Genomic DNA, 19,434 nt, shown 5'->3' on the forward strand with positions numbered 1-19,434 from the left:
TCGGTTCCTGCCGGTAGCGTCGGGGGCGTGACGACCCCGACTCAACCCGAAGGGCTGCCCCGCACGGTAGGAGAGCTGCGGTCCAGCGGCCACGCCCCGCGCAGCGTCAAGGCCGAGCTGCGCGCCAACCTGCTGACCGCGCTGCGCTCCGGCCGGGCGCTGTGGCCCGGCATCGTCGGATTCGACCAGACCGTGCTGCCGCAGCTGGAACGCGCCCTGATCGCCGGGCACGACGTCGTGCTGCTCGGGGAGCGCGGGCAGGGCAAGACGCGGCTGCTGCGCAGCCTCGTCGAACTGCTGGACGAGTGGACGCCGGTGATCGAGGGCTCGGAACTCGGCGAACACCCGCTGCAGCCGATCACTCCGGCCTCCCGCCGCCGCGCCGTGGAGCTCGGCGACGACCTGCCGGTGGCCTGGCGGCACCGCAGCGAGCGGTACGTGGAGAAGCTGGCCACCCCGGACACCTCGGTCGGCGACCTGGTCGGCGACGTGGACCCGGTGAAGGTCGCCGAGGGCCGCTCGCTGGGCGACCCGGAGACGATCCACTTCGGACTCGTGCCCCGCGCGCACCGCGGCATCGTCACCGTCAACGAGCTGCCCGACCTGGCCGAGCGGATTCAGGTGGCGCTGCTGAACGTGATGGAGGAGCGGGACATCCAGATCCGCGGCTACAGCCTGCGGCTGCCGCTGGACGTGCTGCTGGTCGCCACCGCCAACCCCGAGGATTACACGAACCGGGGCCGGATCATCACGCCGCTGAAGGACCGCTTCGGCGCGGAGATCCGCACCCACTACCCGCTGGACGTCGACGACGAGGTGTCGCTGGTGCGCCAGGAGGCGGACCTGCCGGCCGAGGTCGGCGACCATCTGCTGGAGGTGCTCGCCCGCTTCGTCGGCCACCTGCGCGAATCCGCCGCGGTCGACCAGCGCTCCGGGGTGTCGGCCCGGTTCGCCATCGCCGCCGCCGAGACCGTCTCGGCCGCCGCGCTGCACCGGTCCGCAGTGACCGGCGAGCACCCGGCGGTGGCGCGGCCGGTCGACCTGGCGGCGGTGCCCGCCGTGTTGCGCGGCAAGATCGAGTTCGAGGCGGGCGAGGAGGGCCGCGAGGACGAGCTGCTGGGCTACCTGCTGCGGCGCTCGGTGGCCGACACCGCCCGCGGCCTGTTCGCCGGGCTGGACCTGCAGTCGCTGGCCCGGGCCGTCGTTGACGGGCACCCGGTGGCCACCGGTGAGCGCGTCGCCGGGCGCGACGTCCTCACCGCGCTGCCGGAGCTGCCGGTGCTGCACCAGGTCGCCGAGCGGCTCGGGGTGCGCGCCGGGGACCCGCCGGGGCGCATCGCCAGCGCCGTCGAGCTGGCGCTGGAGTCGCTGTACCTGGCGAAGCGGCTCGGCAAGGACGCCGATGACGACCGGTCGGTGTACAGCTGATGAGCCGCCGGTTCCGGTACAACGCGTGGCACGGCGGGGCGGATCCCCTGACGCCGCCGGTGGATCTGCGCGCGGCACTGGACCAGATCGGCCGCGATGTCATGGAAGGCGCCTCGCCGCGCTCCGCGCTGGAGGAGCTGCTGCGTACCGGCACCCGCGACGCCGCTGGTCTCGACGAGCTCACCCGGCGGCTGTGGCAGCGGCGCAGCGAGATGCAGCGGCGGCACCGGCTCGACGGGACGATCTCCGAGGTCCGCCGGCTGCTGGACCGCGCGCTGGCGGCGGAGCGGCTGGCGCTCGCGGCCGACACCAGCGAGGACGCGCGGTTCCGCGAGCTGCAGCTGGACGCGCTGCCGCCGGACGTCGCGGGCCAGGTCTCGGAGCTGGCGAACTACGACTGGCGGTCGTCGGACGCGCGGGAGACCTTCGAGGAGATCCGGCAGATGCTGGGCACCGAGTTCCTCGAACAGCGCTTCCAGGGCATGAAGCAGGCGATGCAGCAGGTCACGCCCGAGGACGTCGAGCGGGTGCGGCAGATGCTCGACGACCTGTCGGCGCTGCTGGCCGCGCACGCCCGTGGGGACTCCGGCATCCAGCAGAAGTTCGAGCAGTTCATGGCCACCCACGGCGAGTCCTTCCCGGAGAACCCGCGCAATGTCGACGAGCTGATCGACGCGCTGGCGGCCCGCTCGGCGGCCGCACAACGGCTGCTGAACTCCATGAGCGAGCAGCAGCGCGCCGAGTTGATGTCGCTGTCCCAGCAGGCCTTCGGCGACCCGCGCATCGCCCAGGCGTTGCAGCGACTAGACCGGCAGCTGCAAGGGCTGCGGCCCGGCGAGGACTGGACGGGCCGGGCGCGGTTCCGCGGCGACCAGCCGATGGGGCTGGCCGAAGCCACGGCGGCGATGGCCGAGCTCGGTGAGCTGGACCGGCTGGCGGAGCAGCTCGGGCAGGCCTACCCCGGCGCGAGCCTGGAGGACATCGACCTGGAGGCCCTGGAACGGCAGCTCGGCCCGCAGGCCGTCGTCGATGCGCAGCGGCTGTCGGAGATCGAGCAGCAGTTGCGGCAGCAGGGACTGCTGCAACGGGCACCCGACGGCAGCTTGAGGCTGTCTCCGCGCGCCCTGCGCCGGCTCGGGGAGACCGCGCTGCGCTCGGTGATCTCGCAGCTCCGGTCGCGGCGCGGCGAGCGCGACACCGACCGCGCGGGCGCGGCGGGGGAGCTGACCGGCACCACGCGGCCGTGGAGCTACGGCGACGCGGAGCCGTGGGACGCCGTCCGCACGGTGCGCAACTCCGTGCTGCGGCGCGCGGCGGAGGGGCCGGATTCGGCGCAGCTGGACATTTCGGACCTGGAGGTGGCCGAGACCGAGCAGCGTTCGCGCGCGGCGGTGGTGCTCTGCGTGGACACGTCGTGGTCGATGGTGCAGGACGGCCGCTGGGTGCCGATGAAGCGCACCGCCCTCGCGCTGCACCACCTGGTCGCGACCCGGTACCGCTCGGACGCGCTGCAACTGGTGACCTTCGGACGCTACGCGTCCACTGTGGACGTCGGTGAACTCGCTGCGCTGGAAGGGGTTTGGGAGCAGGGCACGAACCTGCACCACGCGCTGTTGCTCGCGGGCCGTCACCTGCGCCGCCACCCGGACGCCCAGCCGGTCGTGCTGGTGGTGACCGACGGCGAGCCCACCGCCCACCTCGAACCCGACGGCGAGGCGGTGTTCCAGTACCCGCCGACGCGGCACACCCTGCAGGTCACCCTGTCCGAAGTGGACGCCCTGCGACGCATGGGCGCCACGCTGAGCGTCTTCATGCTCGGCGAGGACCCCCGCCTGGAGGCTTTCGTGGACATCGTGGCCCGCCGCGGCGGCGGCCGGGTCCTGGCACCCACCCCGGACGGCCTCGGCGCGGCGGTCGTCGGCGACTACCTCCGCACCAAGCGCCGCCGCTGAACCAAGCGCATGCTTCCGGCGCATCGTGTTGCGCCGTACGGGTGAGATTGCCTAGGAGATTCGCGCTGCTAGCACGATCTGCCTCGGGTGCGAAAGGTGCCGGATATGCTCGGCTGCCGAAGTTTGTGCGGATTTCGTTAGGCGTGCCGGGCTTCGCAAGAACTGGAGGTTGTCGTGCCAGAACTTCCCGACTTCGAGGCGATGTTGTCGGAGCTGGAGGAGAAGCAGAACATCATGCACGCGCTGCGGGAGGAGGCGGCGGTACGTGCCTACACGGGCTCATCGACAGACCGGGCCGTGGTCGCACGAGTGAACGGGCTTGGGGTGCTACAAGATCTGTCGATACCCGACGCGGAGCTCCGCTCCGGTCATCCATCGGCCCTAGAGGGAAAGATCCTGGAGGCGATCACTTCAGCACGGGCACAGGCGACCGATGACTCCAATGCGAAGCTGATCGAGGTCCTTCCGGGGTTTGGGAGCTGAAAGAGCGTGTCGAAGCAGTCATCAGAACGCATCGCAGAAGAGCTGGCCCAAGCGCAAGACCGCTACAAGCGGGCGGTGCAGCAAGCGCAGGAGCTGCACGAAAAACAGGTCGTGGTCGACCTGGAAAGTGACCTCGGGCAGCTCGTGCTGACCGCATACGGACAGCTCGTCGCCGTACGGCTGAACACAGAAGAGCTTCGCTACGCCAACGGGCGAAGCCTGGCCGAGGCCATCAAGCGCGCCCTCGAACAAGGCGAAGAACAAGCACGTCAGCTTCGCGAACCCGAAGAGCCGAACGGCTGGATCTGATGAGCGACTACACAGTCGTCCCCGAAGCGTTGCGCAAGAACGTCAAGTTCCTCTACGACGCTGCCGACGCTTGGGGTAAAGCTCTTCAGGCGCTGACTGGTAAGGATCTCAACGAGGATGACCTCGGACTCCTTGGCGGGCCTTCCGGGGCAACCAGGAACCACAACCTGGCACTCGACGACGCCCTGGAACGCCTCAAGAAAGGCCAAAAGTCCTCGAAAAGGCAGGCGACAGCCTGAAAGCGGTGGCTGACGACTACGAAAGCCGAGACGCCGAGTATTACGAGCATTTCGGGTACCTGAAAGACGATATTTAATCAGTGACTTCGCCGCAGAGGAAGGAATGCTGTGGCCGTCACGTTTGAGCCCCTTGCGCCGTTTCCGGAGGACGCGGCGCAAAAAGTGTTAGAGTATGCGAAAAAGCTTGGACTGGAAGCTGTCTCTAAGATTATAGATACGATTCGCGACTTGTTCGGTCACCCAGAGAACATCGGTGCTCGTATCGACGCTTGGGGGTGATAAAGCGAAGCGGGCGATCGATGATTCAATCGATTCAATAACGAATTCTAGGGCTGACCTCAAGGCGTACTGGGAGGTTCCACCTCTGCAAGGCGTTACCCCGAGCGACCTGGGGCTGTCTGTGACGCTCTACCTGTACGAGAGGCTTCCCAGTCAACAGGATGTGGGTGGCGTCCAGATGGCCAGTGACTCCTTCTCTGCTGGGCGCAAACGCCAAGGTGTGGCCGACAGTGATTCGATCGACGGGATCGGTGACGAAGCATATGGCAAGTTTAACGATGCGAATGGATCCCTCACATTCCGTACCGGAAATGTCATCGTTGAGCTGCGCTACCAAGGCTCGGGCGAGTCACAGCAGGGGGCGACTGGCTTGGGGCGAGAGGCAATCCAAGTAGCATTGACCAAGGCTGCAAAAGATATCCCCCAGCATCTTCGGAAATAGTCGTTCCTTTGGGGTCGTGTGCCGAAGGCTGGAACGTGCGGAAGAGGGATTGATGCCATGCTGAGGAAGGAGACATCGGCGGTCGGCGTGGCGCTGGTTGCCGCTTCTATTCTTGCGGCATGTTCAAGCAAACAAGCCCAACGGACCCCTTTGCTAACATTCCGGATGTCTGTGATGTGGTGAGTGTGCAGTCGCTGCGGGATATTGTCGGCGGCACGCGCGGCGAGAATATCGCAAGGCGACGCACGATGTCGCCCAGCATTTTCGGAAGTAGTCGCTCGTGTTGAGACGCGGGTCCGCCGATCGTGGTCGGCGGACCCGCTGGCTTTGACCTGCCAAGTATGTCGGTCAGCGATCGGCCGTCAGGGGTAGACGAGGCGGACCTCGGCGGTGTGGGAGAACGTTTCGGCGGCGCGGGTGGGGGAGCAGAAGGAGCCGCGCCCGCGGCCATCGATGCTGACGACCTCGGCGCGGTCGCCGAAGGCGAGCCCCCAGGCGAGCACCCGGCCCTCGGTGAGTTCCCACTCGTCGTCATCCCGCTCGAGCTCACACAGCGCGAAAAGCTTGGGAGCGCGCTGGATTTCCTCGCGCACGAGCGCGTATTCGTCGGGCTCGGGCGCCCAGATGTCGGGTTCGGTTGGCATGGTTCCCTCCTCGTCGATTCGGTTGATCACTTGCCTTGCTGACGGTACTGCGATACGTATCGCGGAAGGTATCGCTCAATTGGCTGGTGTGACAGCTTGTGTTCGCGCCTGGAACGATGCGTGACGATCGGTGATTACGGAGGTGTGCTGGTGTCAGGGCGAAACGACCCGTCCGCGCTGCGGTGGCTGATCGGCGTGGAACTCTCCGCGTACCGCAAGCAGGCCGGACTCACGTTGTCGGAGCTGGCGACGGCAATCGGCATCACCAAGCCGAAGCTCGGGCACATGGAAAGCGGTCGCTACCAGCAACATCCCGACGACATCGCAGCAGTGCTGCGGGCTTGCGGCGCGGACGAGCGAACCGTCGACCGGTTGGCGTCCCTGAGCGGCCGAGGTGATTCCAAGTCTTGGTGGGCACCCTGGGCGCACGTGGTGCCGGACTGGTTGAAGACCTTCGTCGGGCTCGAAGGACTCGCCGAATCGGAGTTCACCTACCAGCCCATGGCGTTGCCTGGCCTGATGCAGACCGAGGAATACGCACAAGCGATTACAGCTGCCACAGGTTTCGTCAGGCGTAACCACAGCGAGCGGTTCGTTTCTTTTCGGCTGGCTCGCTCGCAGTACGTCACCAGAGCTGGATCGATGAATCTGCACGCGGTTATCGGCGAAGCCGCATTGCGCTTGGCAGTGGGTTCGAGGGAGGTTCGTCAGGCTCAGTACGAGTACCTGGTGGAGCTCGCCGAGCGGCCGAACATCACGCTGCAGGTGCTGCGCCCGAAGTGCGGACCTCACGACGCTGGCGGCACTGGGCAGTTTGTGGTGTTGGGCTTTTCCGAAGCGAGGCCGATCGCTTACCTCGAACACCTGGATGGCGCAATCTACGTGCAGGATCCCGATGACGTGCGGACCTATACACTGGTCGCCGAAAACCTGCAACACGTCGCGCTTGAACCAGCCGAATCGGTTGGTTTCATCAAGGCGTTGATGTCGGAGGCATAGCCGGAGGAGTCATGTCCGCGTTGGCGTCTCGCGTCCTGGCTTGGCGAAAGTCAAGCTACAGCGCGAACAACGGTGATTGTGTCGAGATCGCGTTCGCGACCCGCAACGAGACTGACTGGAGGAAGTCCACCTACAGCGCGAACAACGGGATGTGCGTCGAGATCGCTGTCGCTGACGAGGTCGTCGGGGCTCGGGACTCGAAGAATCCTGGTGGGCCGGAGCTTTGGTTCGGTGGGGCTCGGTGGGAGAGCTTCGTCGCCGCCGTCAAGTGCGGGCGGTTCGACCTCGCGTGACTGCCTGAAGAGGTTGTTTTGGTGATGGGTGGATGAGGCGAACGGCCTGTTTGTTGCGTCTATTGGCGTGAACGGTCCGTTCGCTTCACGGCAGCAGCTGCGGCTTACGTTGGGGTGGATGAGGCGAACGGACCGTTTGTGCCGTCTAGCGAGGTGAACAGTCCGTTCGCTTCAACCAGCAGCTCGCGGTTTGCTCAGGGGGTGAAGAAGTTGGCCACCACGGCCTGGTTCTCCGACACCCACTTGCGGGCGGAGTCGTCCTCCTTGCCCTTCTCCGCGCTGTTGATCGCGTTCTCCAGCGACGCGAGCTGGACGTCGTCCAGCTTGAACTTCTTCACCATCTCGGTGACCTCGGGGAAGTCCTGGCTGAAGTTCTTGCGGCCGATCGCGTGGATTTGCTCAGCCTTGCCCATCGCACCCAGCGGGTCCTGCAGGTCCTTGATCGGGTACCGGGCGTAGGCCCAGTGCGGGTGCCATAGCGTGACCACGATCGGCTTCTGGTCCTTGGTCGCCTTCTCCAGGGAGGCCAGCATCGCGGTCGTCGACGAGGTCTGCAGGGTGAACTCGTTGCCGAGCCCGTAGGCCGGGATCGCGCTGTCCTTGGTGATGCGGGTGAGCCCGGCGCCCGGGTCGATGCCGGTGATCACGCCGTTGAACTCCGCGCCCCTGCCCTTGAGGTCGGCGATCGAGTTCACGTCCGTCATGTACTTGGGCACCGCGATGTTGAGCGTCGCCTGGTCGTACCAGACGTTGAGGTCCTCCAGCTGCGGGCCGTACTGCTTCCAGTAATCGGCGTGCGTCTGGGGCAGCCAACCGTCCAGAAACAGGTCGATGTTGCCCTGCGCGAGCCCGGCGTACATCGGGCCGGCCTCCAGCTCCTGGGTGTTGACCTTGTAGCCCTTCTGCTCCAGCAACACCTTGTAGAGGTGGGTGACCGCGATATCCTCGTCCCACGCGATGAAGCCGATGTTGATCGCCTTCGCCTGCTGGCCGGTCTGCGCCGAGCGACCGCCGCATCCCGCGGCCACCGCCACCAGGGCGACCAGTGCGGCGAGGAGAGCGAGAAGGCGTCTTGATCTTCTTCCGGTGAACATTCCTGCCCTGCCTTTCTGCGAAAACCTCATCCGGTCGGGGCCGCCTTGCGCTCCGCCCGCGCGACCGGCGAGCGGTCCGACAGCACTGCGGTGATCCGGTCCAGGTAGACCGCGAGGATCACCACCGACAGGCCGGCCTCGAAGCCCAGGTCCAGCTGGACCCGGGTGACCGCCTGGTAAATGTCGGTGCCCAGCCCCGGGGCGCCGACCATCCCCGCGATGACCACCATCGACAGCGACAGCATGATCACCTGGTTGATGCCCGCCATGATCGACGGCATCGCAAGCGGCAGCTGGATGCCGGTGAGGATCTTGCGGTTCGGCGCGCCGAAGGCCTCACCGGCTTCGACTACCTCCTTGTCCACCTGGCGGATCCCCAGCTCGGTGAGCCGGACCGCCGGCGGTAGCGAGAAGATCACGGTCGCCACCACGCCCGGCGTCTCCCCGATGTTGAAGAAGATGATGGCCGGGATCAGGTAGACGAAGGCCGGCATGGTCTGCATCAGGTCCAGCACCGGCCGCACGACCATGCGGACCCGTGAATTGCGCGCCGCCAAGATCCCCAGCGGGACGCCGATCAGCACCGCGATGACGCTGGCCACCAGCACTAGCGAAAGGGTCTCCATCGCGGCGTGGAACTCCCTCATGCTGGCGATCAGCCCGAAGCCGATCAGGCTGAACAGCGCGAACCGCCAGCTGCGCAGCCAAAGCGCCAGCGCGGTGAACAACAGCACCATGACCAGCTCAGGCAGGAAGGTCAGCGCGTAGGTCAGACCCGACACCGCCGAGACCAGCACCAGGGTGATGAAGTCGAACACCGGGCCGATGCTGCTCTCGAGCCAGTCGACCAGGGCCTTGAAGGAGGTGCCGACTGGGATTCGCGGCAGCTCGAACTGGGCGGCGTAGAGGAACGCTTTAGACATCGGAAGCACTCGCCTCCTCGATCGCGGAGGGTTCGCCGTCGCCGGCCGCCGGAACCTCCCGGCACAGCGCCTTGAACACCGCCGTCGGGGTGACCACGCCGAGCACCCGCTGCTGCTGGTCGACCACGGGGACCGGCACCGTGCGGGCGCTCATCCGGGCGAACAGGTCCGCCATCGGCGTGTCGGCGGGCACCGGATCCTCCCCAGGAGGGGCCGTGGCCTGCGGCTCGACGATGGACGCCGCGGTGAGCACCCGGCTGCGGTCGACGTCCTTGACGAAGGTGGCGACATAGTCGTCGGCCGGCTCGTTGAGGATCTGTTCGGCGGTGCCGATCTGCACGATCCGCCCCGCCCGCATCATCGCGATGCGGTCGCCGAGCCGCATCGCCTCGTTGAGGTCGTGGGTGATGAAGATGATGGTCTTGCCGAGCTTCGCGTTCAGGTTCAGCAGCTGGTCCTGCATCTCCCGCTTGATCAGCGGGTCCAGCGCGCTGAACGCCTCGTCCATCAGCAGCACGTCGGTCTGGGCGGCCAAGGCGCGGGCGAGTCCGACGCGTTGCCGCATGCCGCCGGAGAGCTGCTGGGGGTAGCGCTCCTCCCATCCCTCCAGGCCGACCAGGCTCAGCGCCTCGCGCGCCTGCTCGTTGATCTCGGACTTGCTCGCGCCCCGGATCTGCAGGGCGTAGCCGGCGTTGTCCAGCACCGTGCGGTGCGGGAACAGGGCGAAGTGCTGGAACACCATGCTCATCTTCTGCTGGCGCATCGCGCGCAACGCCGGGGCGGACATCCCGGTGATGTCGTCGCCGTCGACGAGCACCTGGCCGGAGGTGGGCGTGAGCAGCCCGTTAAGCATGCGGATCAGCGTCGACTTGCCGGAGCCGGACAGCCCCATCACGACGAAGGTCTCGCCCTCTCCGACTTCGAACGACGCGTCCACCACCGCGGCGGTGGCGCCCGCCGCCTTGATCTCTTCCTGGTCGGCTCCCGCCTCCAGGCGGCGAACCAGCTCCGTCGGCTGTGGCCCGAAGATTTTGTAGAGCCGCTCCACGCGTACCGATGTCACCGATCGCCTCCACCTGCTTCGCCGGACCCGGATGGTTTCACCCGGGTGCCGGGATCTGCGCGAATTGTCGGTTCTCCGCCGATCAACTCACCGTGTCTCGGATTCGCGTTCGCGTCCTTTCGTCTGGACCTTGATCATACTTAGCGCGATGCCCATGTCCAGCCATTCGAGTGAAGATCCTTTTGCGTTACGACCGTCTGTTTTGACTTTTTAGCCCAGTTGTCTGAGCCGTTGTCGAGCCTCTGATGTGCGAATATTCGACTTCTAAAGGGAATGATCCCACCTCGGCACCGGCGTTGCGAAGTGGCGAATTCGGATGATCGGAATGGGCGGCTATGCGTTGTTTCGTCCGATTTTTCCGATCGGCTAACTGATCTTTTGTCGGGCTGGATTCGGTTAGTTGTTGACCTAAATATTACGTAGTCCGACAAGATTTTTTCCGGGCGGGGATTCGAGACGTCGTCGATCTTCCCACTATGTGATACGGCCGATGGCCCGGTCGGGGCGTCCGCTCGCCCCGGACGTTTAAGGTCGGATGCATGCAACCCTGGTCATCGGTTCCCGTGCCTCAGGTGCCGGGCACACCCAGCCCACTGCACCTCTTCGACACCGCCGCCGGTGAGGTTAGGCCCACCGAACCCGGGCCCGTCGCGAGAATGTACGTCTGCGGCATCACGCCGTACGACGCGACCCATCTCGGCCACGCCGCGACGTACCTGGCGTTCGACCTGGTCCACCGGGTTTGGCTGGACAACGGTCACCAGGTGCACTATGTGCAGAACGTCACCGACATCGACGACCCGCTGCTGGAGCGCGCCGAGCGCGACCGAGAGGACTGGATCGTGCTCGCGATGCGCGAGACCGCGCTGTTCCGCGAGGACATGGAGGCGCTGCGGGTGGTGCCGCCGGCCGACTTCGTCGGCGCGGTCGAGTCCATCCCGGAGATCGTCGAGGCGGTCGGCAAGCTGCTGGCCTCGGGTGCGGCCTACCGGGTCGACGGCGAGCACCCCGACATCTACTTCCGGCACCGGGCCTCCGGCAACTTCGGCTACGAGTCCAACTACGACGAAGCGACCATGCGCGACTTCTTCGCCGAGCGCGGCGGAGACCCCGACCGGCCTGGCAAGGAGCACCCGCTGGACGCGCTGGTGTGGCGGATGGCCCGCGACGGCGAACCGTCCTGGGAGTCCGAGCTCGGCGCCGGCCGGCCGGGCTGGCACCTGGAATGTTCGGTGATCGCGCTGAACCGGCTCGGCCTCGGCTTCGACGTCCAGGGCGGCGGCTCGGACCTGATCTTCCCGCATCACGAGTTCAGCGCCGCGCACGCCGAGTCGCTGACCGGCGAGTTCCCGTTCGCCAAGCACTACGTGCACGCCGGGATGATCGGCCTGGACGGCGAGAAGATGTCGAAGTCCAAGGGCAACCTGGTGTTCGTGTCCCGGCTGCGCGGCGACCGGGTGGACCCGATGGCCATCCGGCTGGCGCTGCTGGACGGTCACTACCGCACCGACCGGTCGTGGACGGATGACGCGCTGATCAACGGCTCCGCGCGCCTGGCCCGATGGCGGGAGGCCGCTGTGCTGGATGCGGCTCCGGCAGCGGAGCCTGCCGTCGCACGGCTGCGTGAGCGGCTGTCCGACGACCTGGACACCCAGCAGGCGCTGCGCGCGATCGACGCCTGGGCCGACGAGGCGCTGACCTCCGGCGGCTCCGACCGGGGCGCGCCGCAGCTGATCCGTACCGCCGTCGACGCCCTCCTCGGCGTCGAGCTCTGAAACCGTGAGGGGCACCCGTGTCCAATTGGCTCGGCTGTCCAATTAGCTCGGCCACGGGTGCCCCTCGCGCTTCACGTGATCGCGTTCGGTCAGCCGGGGCCGGGGCCCAGCGGGCCCTTGCCGCCGGGGCCGCGGCGGCGCAGGTAGCGCTCGAACTCCGCCGCGATCGCGTCGCCGCTGGCCTCGGTCAGCTCGACCTCGGCGTCCCCGCGCTCCTCCAGCGCGCGGACGTAGTTGCGGACGTCCTCGTCCTCCTCTGCCATCTCGCTGACGGTCTGCTCCCACTCCTCGGCCTGCTCCGGCAGGTTGCCGAGCGGGACCTCGACGTCGAGCGCCTCCTCGACCCGGTGCAGCAGCGCCAGCGTCGCCTTCGGCGACGGCGGCTGCGAGACGTAGTGCGGTACCGCCGCCCAGAACGAGATCGCCGGGATCCCGGCCTGCACGCAGGCGTCCTGGAAGACCCCGACGATCCCGGTCGGGCCCTCGTAGCGGGAGCGCTCCAGGCCGTACCGGGCCGCCGAGTCGGTGTCGTAGGCCGCACCGCTGACCGGCACCGGCCGGGTGTGCGGAGCGTCCGCGAGCAGTGCTCCGAGGGTGACCACGGTGCGGGCCCCGATCCGCTCGATCTGCTCCACGAGTTCGGCGGAGAACGCCCGCCAGCGCATGTTCGGCTCAATGCCGTGCACTAGCACCACGTCGTGATCGCAGCCGGGCGGGCGGCAGACCGTCAGCCGGGTGGTCGGCCAGGAGACCTGGCGGGTGATGCCGTCCACCAGCTTCACCGTCGGACGAGTGACCTGGAAGTCGTAGTACGGGTCCGGGTCGATCTCGCTCAACGGCGTCGCGTCCCAGATGAGCTGGAGGTGCTCGATCGCGGAGCTGGCGGCGTCGCCGGCATCGTTCCAGCCCTCAAAACCAGCTATGACGACGGGGTTCGCAAGCTGGGGAAGGTTTTGCTTCTCGCTCACGCGAACCTCCCTGCGAAGCTACGGCGCGATCGCGGCGGTTGGGTAAGCCCGCCGCTCCAGCCTTCGAAAGCGCTGACCAAGATCGGATCGGTCAGTTGGGGCGGTTCGGCGCGCGGTTGTTCGGTGTTGTGTGCGTCGCGATCGGTCACGGCGCCAGCCTACGACGCCACGCCGACGCGAGCGCCCGACATCCCTGCACCGCTCGTGACCGGCCGGGCACCACCGGTTGCCGGTTTGACGTGAGGTTTCGCGGGCAAGACCCTTTACCCAAGTCACCGTGGGTGTCAGCGGAGAGGGAACCCGATCCAGCAAGTGGACAGCACCGGATCGTCACCGAGCGAGGGGACTGGGATATCCCCGAAGTCCCGGCTGCGGTTGTCGATCGGCCGCCGCCCCGCGGACCTCGCCAAGCTGCTCGTCGCCGGCGGGCTGCTCACGCTGAGCGTGCTGCTGGTGCTGGTGCCCGCCAACCCCGTCGAGGTCGCGATCTACCAGCAGCTCGGGCGGATCCCGGCGATCTCCGATCCGGTGTGGGTGGTGCTGGTCTGGCTCGGGAGCTGGGCCGGGATCGCCGGGGTGACCGCGGTGGCGATGTACTTCGGCTGGATCCGGGTGGCGCTGCTGTGCGCGGGATCGGGCGCGCTGACCTGGGGCCTCGCCCAGATCATGCACCAGGTGCTGCCCGCCCGGGCGGTGCCGGCGCCGATCTTCGAGCCGCCGGGTGGATTCCCGTTCCCCTCCAGCGAAGTGGCCATCGTGACGGTGCTGGCCGTGGTCGCCGCGCCCTACCTGGGCGGGCCCGCGCGGCGGGTCGGCTGGGGGCTCACCGTGCTGGTCGGCGTGGCCGTGGTCCACCTGGGTCTCCAGCTGCCGCTGGACACGGTGGGTGGCGCGCTGCTGGGCTGGGGCGTCGGGATGCTCTGCCACCTCGTCTGGGGCGCGCCCGGCCGGAAGGTCTCCGAGAAGGTGATCTTCGGCGAGCTGGAGCTGGCCGGGCTGAAACCGGTCTCGATCGTCGCGTTGCGGCACCGGCTGTTGGTGCCGCGCGAGTTCGCGGTAGGGACCGGGGACGGGCGGACCCTGCGGGTGAAGGTGGTGCGGCGGATGAGCCGCCGCGCCGGACCCTGGTACAAGATCAAACGGCTGCTCACGCTGCTCGACGTCCAGGACGAGCCGCGGCTGTCGACACCGCACCACGAGGTGGAGCACGAGGCCTACGTGACGCTGCTGGCCGAGCGGGCCGGGGTGCGCACCCCGCAGGTCGTGCTGGCTTGCGACGTCAAGCACGCGCCCGCGCTGCTGGTGGTCGGGCAGGTGCGCGGACGCCGGTTGTCGGAGATGCGGGGCGACGACATCGACGACGAGCTGCTGGCGGCGATCTGGGCGCAGCTCGCGGCCCTGGCCGGGGCCCGCATCGCCCACCACGACCTGCGCGCGAAGAACATCCTGGTGGACGACGAGAACCGGCCCTGGCTGCTGAGCTTCACGTTCAGCCACGCGGGCGCGGACGAGGCGCGCTGCGCCCAGGACCTGGCCGAGGCGATGCTCTCGCTGGCGACGGTGGCCGGCACCGAGCGCACGGTGTCCACCGCGATCCGCGCGCTGCCCGCCGAGCAGCTCGCGGCGGCACTGCGGAACCTGGTCCCGCTGGCGCTGCCCCGGCGGATCAGGAACCAGGCGCCGCACGGCCGCTTCCTGCTGCCCGAACTGCGCGAAGCCCTGGCCGACGGATTGGGCCTGCCGATCCCGGGGTTCCGCTCGCCGGTCCGCCCGATCACCGTGATCGGCCTGCTGCTCATCGCCGCAGCCGTCTACCTGCTGCTCCCGGAGCTGTCCAGCATGGGCGCGGTGCTCACGGCAGTGCAGCACGCGAACTGGGTCTGGTTGGGCGTGGCGGTGGCGACCGGATTCCTGGCGATCCTGGCGTCGTCGGTCTCCGTGCAGGGCTCCAGCCGGGTTCCGCTGCCGTTCTGGCAGACCCTTCTCGTGCAGGTGGCGGCCGCGTTCACCGGGCGCACCACGCCCAGTGGCGCCGGGTTCTTCGGCATCAACGTGGTGTACATGGAGCGGCTCGGGCTGCGGCGGCGGGTGGCGGTCGGGGTGACGCTGCTCAACCAGGCGGGCACCGGGGCGGTGGCGTTCGTCGTGGCCGTGTTCGGGGTGTTCGCGGTCGGCTTGTCCGGGACGTTCACCAACCTCTCGATCCCGACCGGCTGGCCGGTGGTGGTCGCCGCGGTCGCGGTGCTGGTGGTCGCCGCGGTCGTGGGGGCCTCGCCCTTCGGCCGCCGCCGGATCGCCGCACCGTCGGTGGAGGTCGGGCGCGAACTGCTGGAGACCCTGCGTCACCCGGTGCGCGCGCTCCAGCTGTTCGGCGGCGCGCTGGGCTACCTGGTGGTCTCGGGCCTGGGCCTGGCAGCGTCGCTGGCCGCGCTGCACCCGGACTTCTCGTGGGTGGCGGTGACGGTCGTGTTCGTCATCGGCAACACCCTCGGCCACCTGGTGCCCTCGCCCGGCGGCCTCGGTGCCGTAGAGGCGGTGCTGCTCGCGGGCCTCGGCGCCATCGGGGTACCGGCGACCGCGGCGATCACGGCGGTGCTCATCTCCCGCCTGCTCACCTACTGGCTGCCCGTGCTCCCCGGCATACTCGTGTTCCGGTACCTGCAACACCGCGGCGTGATTTAGAGGCGCTGGGGCTCATCCTGCACAGCGGTGCGGGTGGCGGAACCTCAGAAGCCTTCTCGACTCCGGGATCCCCGACTTGCGTATGACCAAATACGCGGCGCTGGGGCTGTCCTCGCGAGAAGACTTCTGAGAACCCGCGGCGGTGCCGGCTGCGGGGGTGGGCTAAGCGGCTGTGCCGCTTCAAAGGCAGCTTGTAGGGAAACCGGGGCACATCCTGCGCAGCGGTGCGGGCGCCGGGCCGGGTACCACAGTGTGGGAATCCGGTTGGCCGCCGCTCGTACGCTGGCTGGTATGCCGCATTCTCCCTGGTCACCCCTGCTGGAGGCGCTGGAGCGCCGAGTCCTCGTCGCCGACGGCGCGATGGGCACCATGCTGCAGGAGGTGCCGCTGGGACTCGACGACTTCGCGGGGCTGGAGGGGTGCAACGAGATCCTCAACGCCACCCGCCCGGACGTGGTGCGCGACGTGCACCGCGGGTACCTGGCGGCCGGGGCGGACGCGGTCGAGACCAACACCTTCGGCGCGAACCTGGCCAATCTCGGCGAGTACGGCATCGCCGGGCGCATCCGCGAGCTGGCCGAGCGCGGCGCGCAGCTGGCGCGGGAGTGCGCCGACGAGTTCGCCACCGCCGGGCAGCCCCGGTTCGTGCTGGGCGCGATGGGGCCGGGCACCAAGCTGCCGACGCTGGGGCACGTGCGCTTCGAGGCGCTGCGCGACGCCTACGAGGAGCAGACCGCCGGCATGCTCGACGGCGGGATCGACGCGGTCCTCGTGGAGACCTCGCAGGACCTGCTGCAGACCAAGGCGTCGGTGCTGGCAGCCAAGCGCGGCATGGCGCGGGCCGGGCGGCGGGTGCCGATCATCGCGCAGGTGACGGTGGAGACCACCGGCACGATGCTGCTGGGCACCGAGATCACCGCCGCGCTGACCGCGCTGGAGCCGCTGGGCATCGACCTGATCGGGATGAACTGCGCCACCGGGCCGGCGGAGATGAGCGAGCACCTGCGGCAGCTGGCCAAGCACTCGCGGGTTCCGCTGTCGGTGATGCCCAACGCCGGGCTTCCCGAGCTCGGGCCGAGCGGAGCGGTGTACCCGCTGACCCCGGAGGAGCTGGCCGAGGCGCTCGCCGAGTTCGTCGCGAACTTCGGCGCCCGCCTGGTCGGCGGCTGTTGCGGCACGACCGGCGAGCACATCCGGCAGGTCGTCGAGGCGGTGCGGGAACTGAACCCGCCGCCGCGCGAGCCGCGGCCCGAGCCGGGCGTCAGCTCGCTGTACCAGGCGGTGCCGTTCGACCAGGACGCGTCGGTGCTGGTGATCGGCGAGCGCACGAACGCCAACGGCTCCAAGGCTTTTCGCGATGCGATGCTGGCCGGTGACTACGACGACTGCGTCGAGATCGCCAAGGCCCAGACGCGCGACGGCGCGCACCTGATCGACCTCTGCGTGGACTACGTGGGCCGCGACGGGACCGCCGACATGGCCGAGCTGGCCGCGCGGCTGGCCACCGCCTCGACGCTGCCGGTGATGCTTGACTCCACCGAGCCGCCGGTGCTGCGCGCCGGGCTGGAACGGCTCGGCGGCCGGTGCGTGGTCAACTCCGTCAACTACGAGGACGGCGACGGCCCGGACTCCCGCTACCGGCGGGTCATGGAGCTGGTCCGCGAGCACGGCGCGGCGGTCGTGGTGATGTGCATCGACGAGGACGGGCAGGCCCGCACGAAGGACTGGAAGCTGCGGGTCGCCAACCGGATCATCGACGACCTGACCGGCAACTGGGGGCTGGCCGAGTCGGACATCATCGTCGACACCTTGACCTTCCCGGTCTCCACCGGCCAGGAGGAGGTGCGCCGCGACGGCATCGAGACCATCGAGGCGATCCGCGAGCTCAAGCGCACGCGCCAGGAAGTCCGCACCACGCTGGGGATTTCGAACGTCTCCTTCGGACTGAATGCGGCGGCCCGGCAGGTGCTGAACTCGGTGTTCCTCAACGAGTGCCGGGAAGCGGGGCTGGACACCGCGATCGTGCACGCCTCGAAGATCCTGCCGATGAACAAGATTCCGGACGAGCAGCGGCAGGTCGCGCTCGACCTGGTCTACGACCGGCGCCGCGACGGCTACGACCCGTTGCAGCGGCTGATGGAGCTGTTCGAGGGCCAGACCGCCAAGTCCAGCCGGGCCTCGCGTGCCGAGGAACTCGCGGCGCTGCCGCTGTTCGAACGGCTGGAGCGGCGGATCGTCGACGGCGAGCGCAACGGGCTCGAAGCGGATCTGGACGTGGCGATGGCGGAGAAGCCGCCGCTGGAGATCATCAACGAGACCCTGCTGGCCGGCATGAAGGTCGTGGGCGAGCTGTTCGGTTCCGGGCAGATGCAGCTGCCGTTCGTGCTGCAGTCCGCCGAGGTCATGAAGGCCGCGGTCGCCTACCTGGAGCCGCATTTGGAGAAGGACTCCGCCGCCGGCAAGGGAACCCTGGTGCTGGCCACGGTCAAGGGCGACGTGCACGACATCGGCAAGAACCTGGTCGACATCATCGTGTCCAACAACGGGTACAACGTGGTCAACCTGGGCATCAAGCAGCCGATCGGCACGATCCTGGACAGCGCGCGGCAGCACGACGCGGACGCCATCGGCATGTCCGGGCTGCTGGTGAAGTCCACGGTGATCATGAAGGAGAACCTGGCGGAGATCAACGCCAGGGGAGTGGCCGAGGCGTTCCCGGTGCTGCTCGGCGGCGCGGCGCTGACCCGGTCCTATGTGGAGAGCGATCTCGACGAGCTGTACGAGGGCGAGGTGCGTTACGCCCGCGACGCCTTCGAGGGCCTGCGGCTGATGGACTCCATCATGGCCCGCAAGCGCGGCGGCGTGGTGGCCCCGGACCCGGCCGAGGAGGCGAAGAAGGCCGAGCGCAAGGCCCGCCGGGAACGGTCGCTGCGGATCGCCGAGAAGCGCAAGGCAGCGGTGGCGGAGCCCGCGCCGGTGAGCCGCTCGGACGTCGCCGCCGACGTTCCGGTGCCGACGCCGCCGTTCTGGGGGCGGCGCGAGGTGCGCGGAGTGCCGGTCGGCGAGTACGCCGCCTACCTGGACGAGCGGGCCACGTTCTTCGGCCAGTGGGGGCTGCGCGGCGCGAAAGGCGGCCCGTCCTACGAAGAACTGGTCGAGTCCGAGGGGCGCCCGCGGCTGCGGTACTGGATGGACGAGCTCGCCACCGAGGGGATCCTGCAGCACGCGGCGGTGGTCTACGGCTACTTCCCGTGCGTGTCCGAGGGCGACGACCTGGTCGTGCTGGACAAGGACGAGGCGGACGCGCCGGAGCGCTGCCGCTTCGCCTTCCCCCGGCAGGCCCGCGACCGGCACCTGTGCCTCGCGGACTTCTTCCGCTCGCGGGAGCGCGCCGAGGAGTCCGGGCAGGTGGACGTGCTGCCGTTGCAGCTGGTCACGATGGGCCAGCCGATCGCGGACCACGCCAACGAGCTGTTCGCCCGCAACGCCTACCGCGACTACCTGGAGATCCACGGCCTCGGGGTGCAGCTCACCGAGGCGCTGGCGGAGTACTGGCACCGCCGCGTCCGCCAGGAACTGCTGTTCGCCTCCGGCGCCCCGGTGGCGGCGGAAGATCCGTCCACAGTGGAGGAATTCTTCCGGCTCGGCTACCGCGGCGCGCGCTTCTCCCTGGGCTACGGCGCCTGCCCGAACCTGGAGGACCGGGCCAAGATCGTCGATTTGCTGCAACCGGAACGGATCGGCGTGACCCTCTCCGAGGAGTTCCAGCTGCACCCGGAGCAGTCCACCGACGCGATCGTCGCCCACCACCCGGAAGCCAAGTACTTCAACACCTGATCCGACGAGGGATTGGACACTTTC

General features: G+C 68.4%; 16 protein-coding genes. 11 read left to right on the forward strand and 5 right to left on the reverse strand.

The features are described 5' to 3' along the window. Positions 1 to 27: 27 nt before the first annotated feature. From DL519_RS41400 to DL519_RS41425, 6 genes are all read left to right on the forward strand, one after another. A complete protein-coding gene (locus DL519_RS41400; RefSeq protein ID WP_190823074.1) occupies positions 28 to 1,428 on the forward strand; it encodes an ATP-binding protein in 1,401 nt (466 codons plus the stop codon). Continuing rightward, positions 1,428 to 3,380: a vWA domain-containing protein gene (locus tag DL519_RS41405; RefSeq protein ID WP_190823076.1), complete on the forward strand. Its 1,953-nt coding sequence runs from the start codon at positions 1,428 to 1,430 to the stop codon at positions 3,378 to 3,380. The genes DL519_RS41400 and DL519_RS41405 overlap by 1 nt, the downstream gene beginning before the upstream one ends. Before the next feature lie 174 nt (positions 3,381 to 3,554). After that, a complete protein-coding gene (locus DL519_RS41410; RefSeq protein ID WP_190823078.1) occupies positions 3,555 to 3,863 on the forward strand; it encodes a YbaB/EbfC family nucleoid-associated protein in 309 nt (102 codons plus the stop codon). 6 nt (positions 3,864 to 3,869) lie between these two features. Then, positions 3,870 to 4,172, forward strand: a complete 303-nt coding sequence (locus tag DL519_RS41415) for a hypothetical protein (RefSeq protein WP_190823080.1) — start codon at positions 3,870 to 3,872, stop codon at positions 4,170 to 4,172. Beyond that, on the forward strand, positions 4,172 to 4,411 hold the full coding sequence (locus DL519_RS41420) for a hypothetical protein (protein WP_223840096.1): 240 nt from the start codon (positions 4,172 to 4,174) through the stop codon (positions 4,409 to 4,411). Before DL519_RS41415 ends, DL519_RS41420 begins: the two co-directional genes overlap by 1 nt. 400 nt (positions 4,412 to 4,811) lie before the next feature. Next, positions 4,812 to 5,132 (forward strand): hypothetical protein, encoded by a 321-nt coding sequence (locus DL519_RS41425; RefSeq protein WP_223840097.1) that lies wholly within the window; start codon positions 4,812 to 4,814, stop codon positions 5,130 to 5,132. A gap of 362 nt (positions 5,133 to 5,494) precedes the next feature. Here the strand turns inward: DL519_RS41425 and DL519_RS41430 are convergent, their stop codons facing one another. Further along, positions 5,495 to 5,776 (reverse strand): hypothetical protein, encoded by a 282-nt coding sequence (locus tag DL519_RS41430; protein WP_190823085.1) that lies wholly within the window; start codon positions 5,774 to 5,776, stop codon positions 5,495 to 5,497. A gap of 195 nt (positions 5,777 to 5,971) precedes the next feature. Between DL519_RS41430 and DL519_RS41435 the strand changes: the two genes are divergently transcribed. Continuing rightward, positions 5,972 to 6,775, forward strand: a complete 804-nt coding sequence (locus DL519_RS41435) for a helix-turn-helix domain-containing protein (protein WP_223840447.1) — start codon at positions 5,972 to 5,974, stop codon at positions 6,773 to 6,775. A gap of 11 nt (positions 6,776 to 6,786) precedes the next feature. Continuing rightward, positions 6,787 to 7,068 carry a DUF397 domain-containing protein gene (locus DL519_RS41440; protein ID WP_190823088.1) on the forward strand — a complete coding sequence of 94 codons (282 nt, stop codon included), beginning with the start codon at positions 6,787 to 6,789 and terminating at the stop codon, positions 7,066 to 7,068. Between the two features lie 194 nt (positions 7,069 to 7,262). On the opposite strand, the gene DL519_RS41445 is transcribed toward DL519_RS41440, so the two are convergent. Genes DL519_RS41445 through DL519_RS41455 form a run of 3 tightly spaced genes read right to left on the reverse strand, consistent with a single transcriptional unit; the run spans position 7,263 to position 10,133 of the window. Beyond that, positions 7,263 to 8,162, reverse strand: coding sequence for a glycine betaine ABC transporter substrate-binding protein (locus DL519_RS41445; protein ID WP_190823090.1), 900 nt, complete (start codon positions 8,160 to 8,162; stop codon positions 7,263 to 7,265). A gap of 26 nt (positions 8,163 to 8,188) precedes the next feature. Further along, positions 8,189 to 9,085: an ABC transporter permease gene (locus DL519_RS41450; RefSeq protein WP_190823091.1), complete on the reverse strand. Its 897-nt coding sequence runs from the start codon at positions 9,083 to 9,085 to the stop codon at positions 8,189 to 8,191. Further along, entirely contained in the window at positions 9,078 to 10,133 is a 1,056-nt protein-coding gene (locus tag DL519_RS41455) for a quaternary amine ABC transporter ATP-binding protein (protein ID WP_190824532.1), read from the reverse strand. The genes DL519_RS41450 and DL519_RS41455 overlap by 8 nt, the downstream gene beginning before the upstream one ends. A gap of 554 nt (positions 10,134 to 10,687) precedes the next feature. Between DL519_RS41455 and mshC the strand changes: the two genes are divergently transcribed. Further along, positions 10,688 to 11,923, forward strand: a complete 1,236-nt coding sequence (gene mshC, locus DL519_RS41460) for a cysteine--1-D-myo-inosityl 2-amino-2-deoxy-alpha-D-glucopyranoside ligase (RefSeq protein WP_190823093.1) — start codon at positions 10,688 to 10,690, stop codon at positions 11,921 to 11,923. An 89-nt stretch (positions 11,924 to 12,012) separates the two neighbouring features. Here the strand turns inward: mshC and DL519_RS41465 are convergent, their stop codons facing one another. After that, positions 12,013 to 12,891 (reverse strand): PAC2 family protein, encoded by an 879-nt coding sequence (locus tag DL519_RS41465; RefSeq protein ID WP_190823096.1) that lies wholly within the window; start codon positions 12,889 to 12,891, stop codon positions 12,013 to 12,015. A 312-nt stretch (positions 12,892 to 13,203) separates the two neighbouring features. On the opposite strand from DL519_RS41465, the gene DL519_RS41470 reads away from it, so the two are divergent. After that, positions 13,204 to 15,573, forward strand: a complete 2,370-nt coding sequence (locus DL519_RS41470; protein WP_190823098.1) for a lysylphosphatidylglycerol synthase domain-containing protein — start codon at positions 13,204 to 13,206, stop codon at positions 15,571 to 15,573. Positions 15,574 to 15,864: 291 nt separating this feature from the next. After that, entirely contained in the window at positions 15,865 to 19,410 is a 3,546-nt protein-coding gene (gene metH / locus DL519_RS41475; protein ID WP_190823099.1) for a methionine synthase, read from the forward strand. Positions 19,411 to 19,434: the final 24 nt, after the last annotated feature.

Origin of the sequence: Saccharopolyspora pogona, from assembly GCF_014697215.1 — a bacterium.
GTDB lineage: Bacteria > Actinomycetota > Actinomycetes > Mycobacteriales > Pseudonocardiaceae > Saccharopolyspora > Saccharopolyspora hattusasensis.

What these genes read in the sequence shown, in the direction of transcription:
- DL519_RS41440 (WP_190823088.1), top strand. Translation starts at nt 6,787, where the DNA reads ATGTCCGCGTTGGCGTCTCGCGTCCTGGCTTGGCGAAAGTCAAGCTAC.
- DL519_RS41430 (WP_190823085.1), bottom strand. Translation starts at nt 5,776, where the DNA reads ATGCCAACCGAACCCGACATCTGGGCGCCCGAGCCCGACGAATACGCG.
- metH (WP_190823099.1), top strand. Translation starts at nt 15,865, where the DNA reads ATGCCGCATTCTCCCTGGTCACCCCTGCTGGAGGCGCTGGAGCGCCGA.
- DL519_RS41445 (WP_190823090.1), bottom strand. Translation starts at nt 8,162, where the DNA reads ATGTTCACCGGAAGAAGATCAAGACGCCTTCTCGCTCTCCTCGCCGCA.
- DL519_RS41405 (WP_190823076.1), top strand. Translation starts at nt 1,428, where the DNA reads ATGAGCCGCCGGTTCCGGTACAACGCGTGGCACGGCGGGGCGGATCCC.
- DL519_RS41450 (WP_190823091.1), bottom strand. Translation starts at nt 9,085, where the DNA reads ATGTCTAAAGCGTTCCTCTACGCCGCCCAGTTCGAGCTGCCGCGAATC.
- DL519_RS41420 (WP_223840096.1), top strand. Translation starts at nt 4,172, where the DNA reads ATGAGCGACTACACAGTCGTCCCCGAAGCGTTGCGCAAGAACGTCAAG.
- mshC (WP_190823093.1), top strand. Translation starts at nt 10,688, where the DNA reads ATGCAACCCTGGTCATCGGTTCCCGTGCCTCAGGTGCCGGGCACACCC.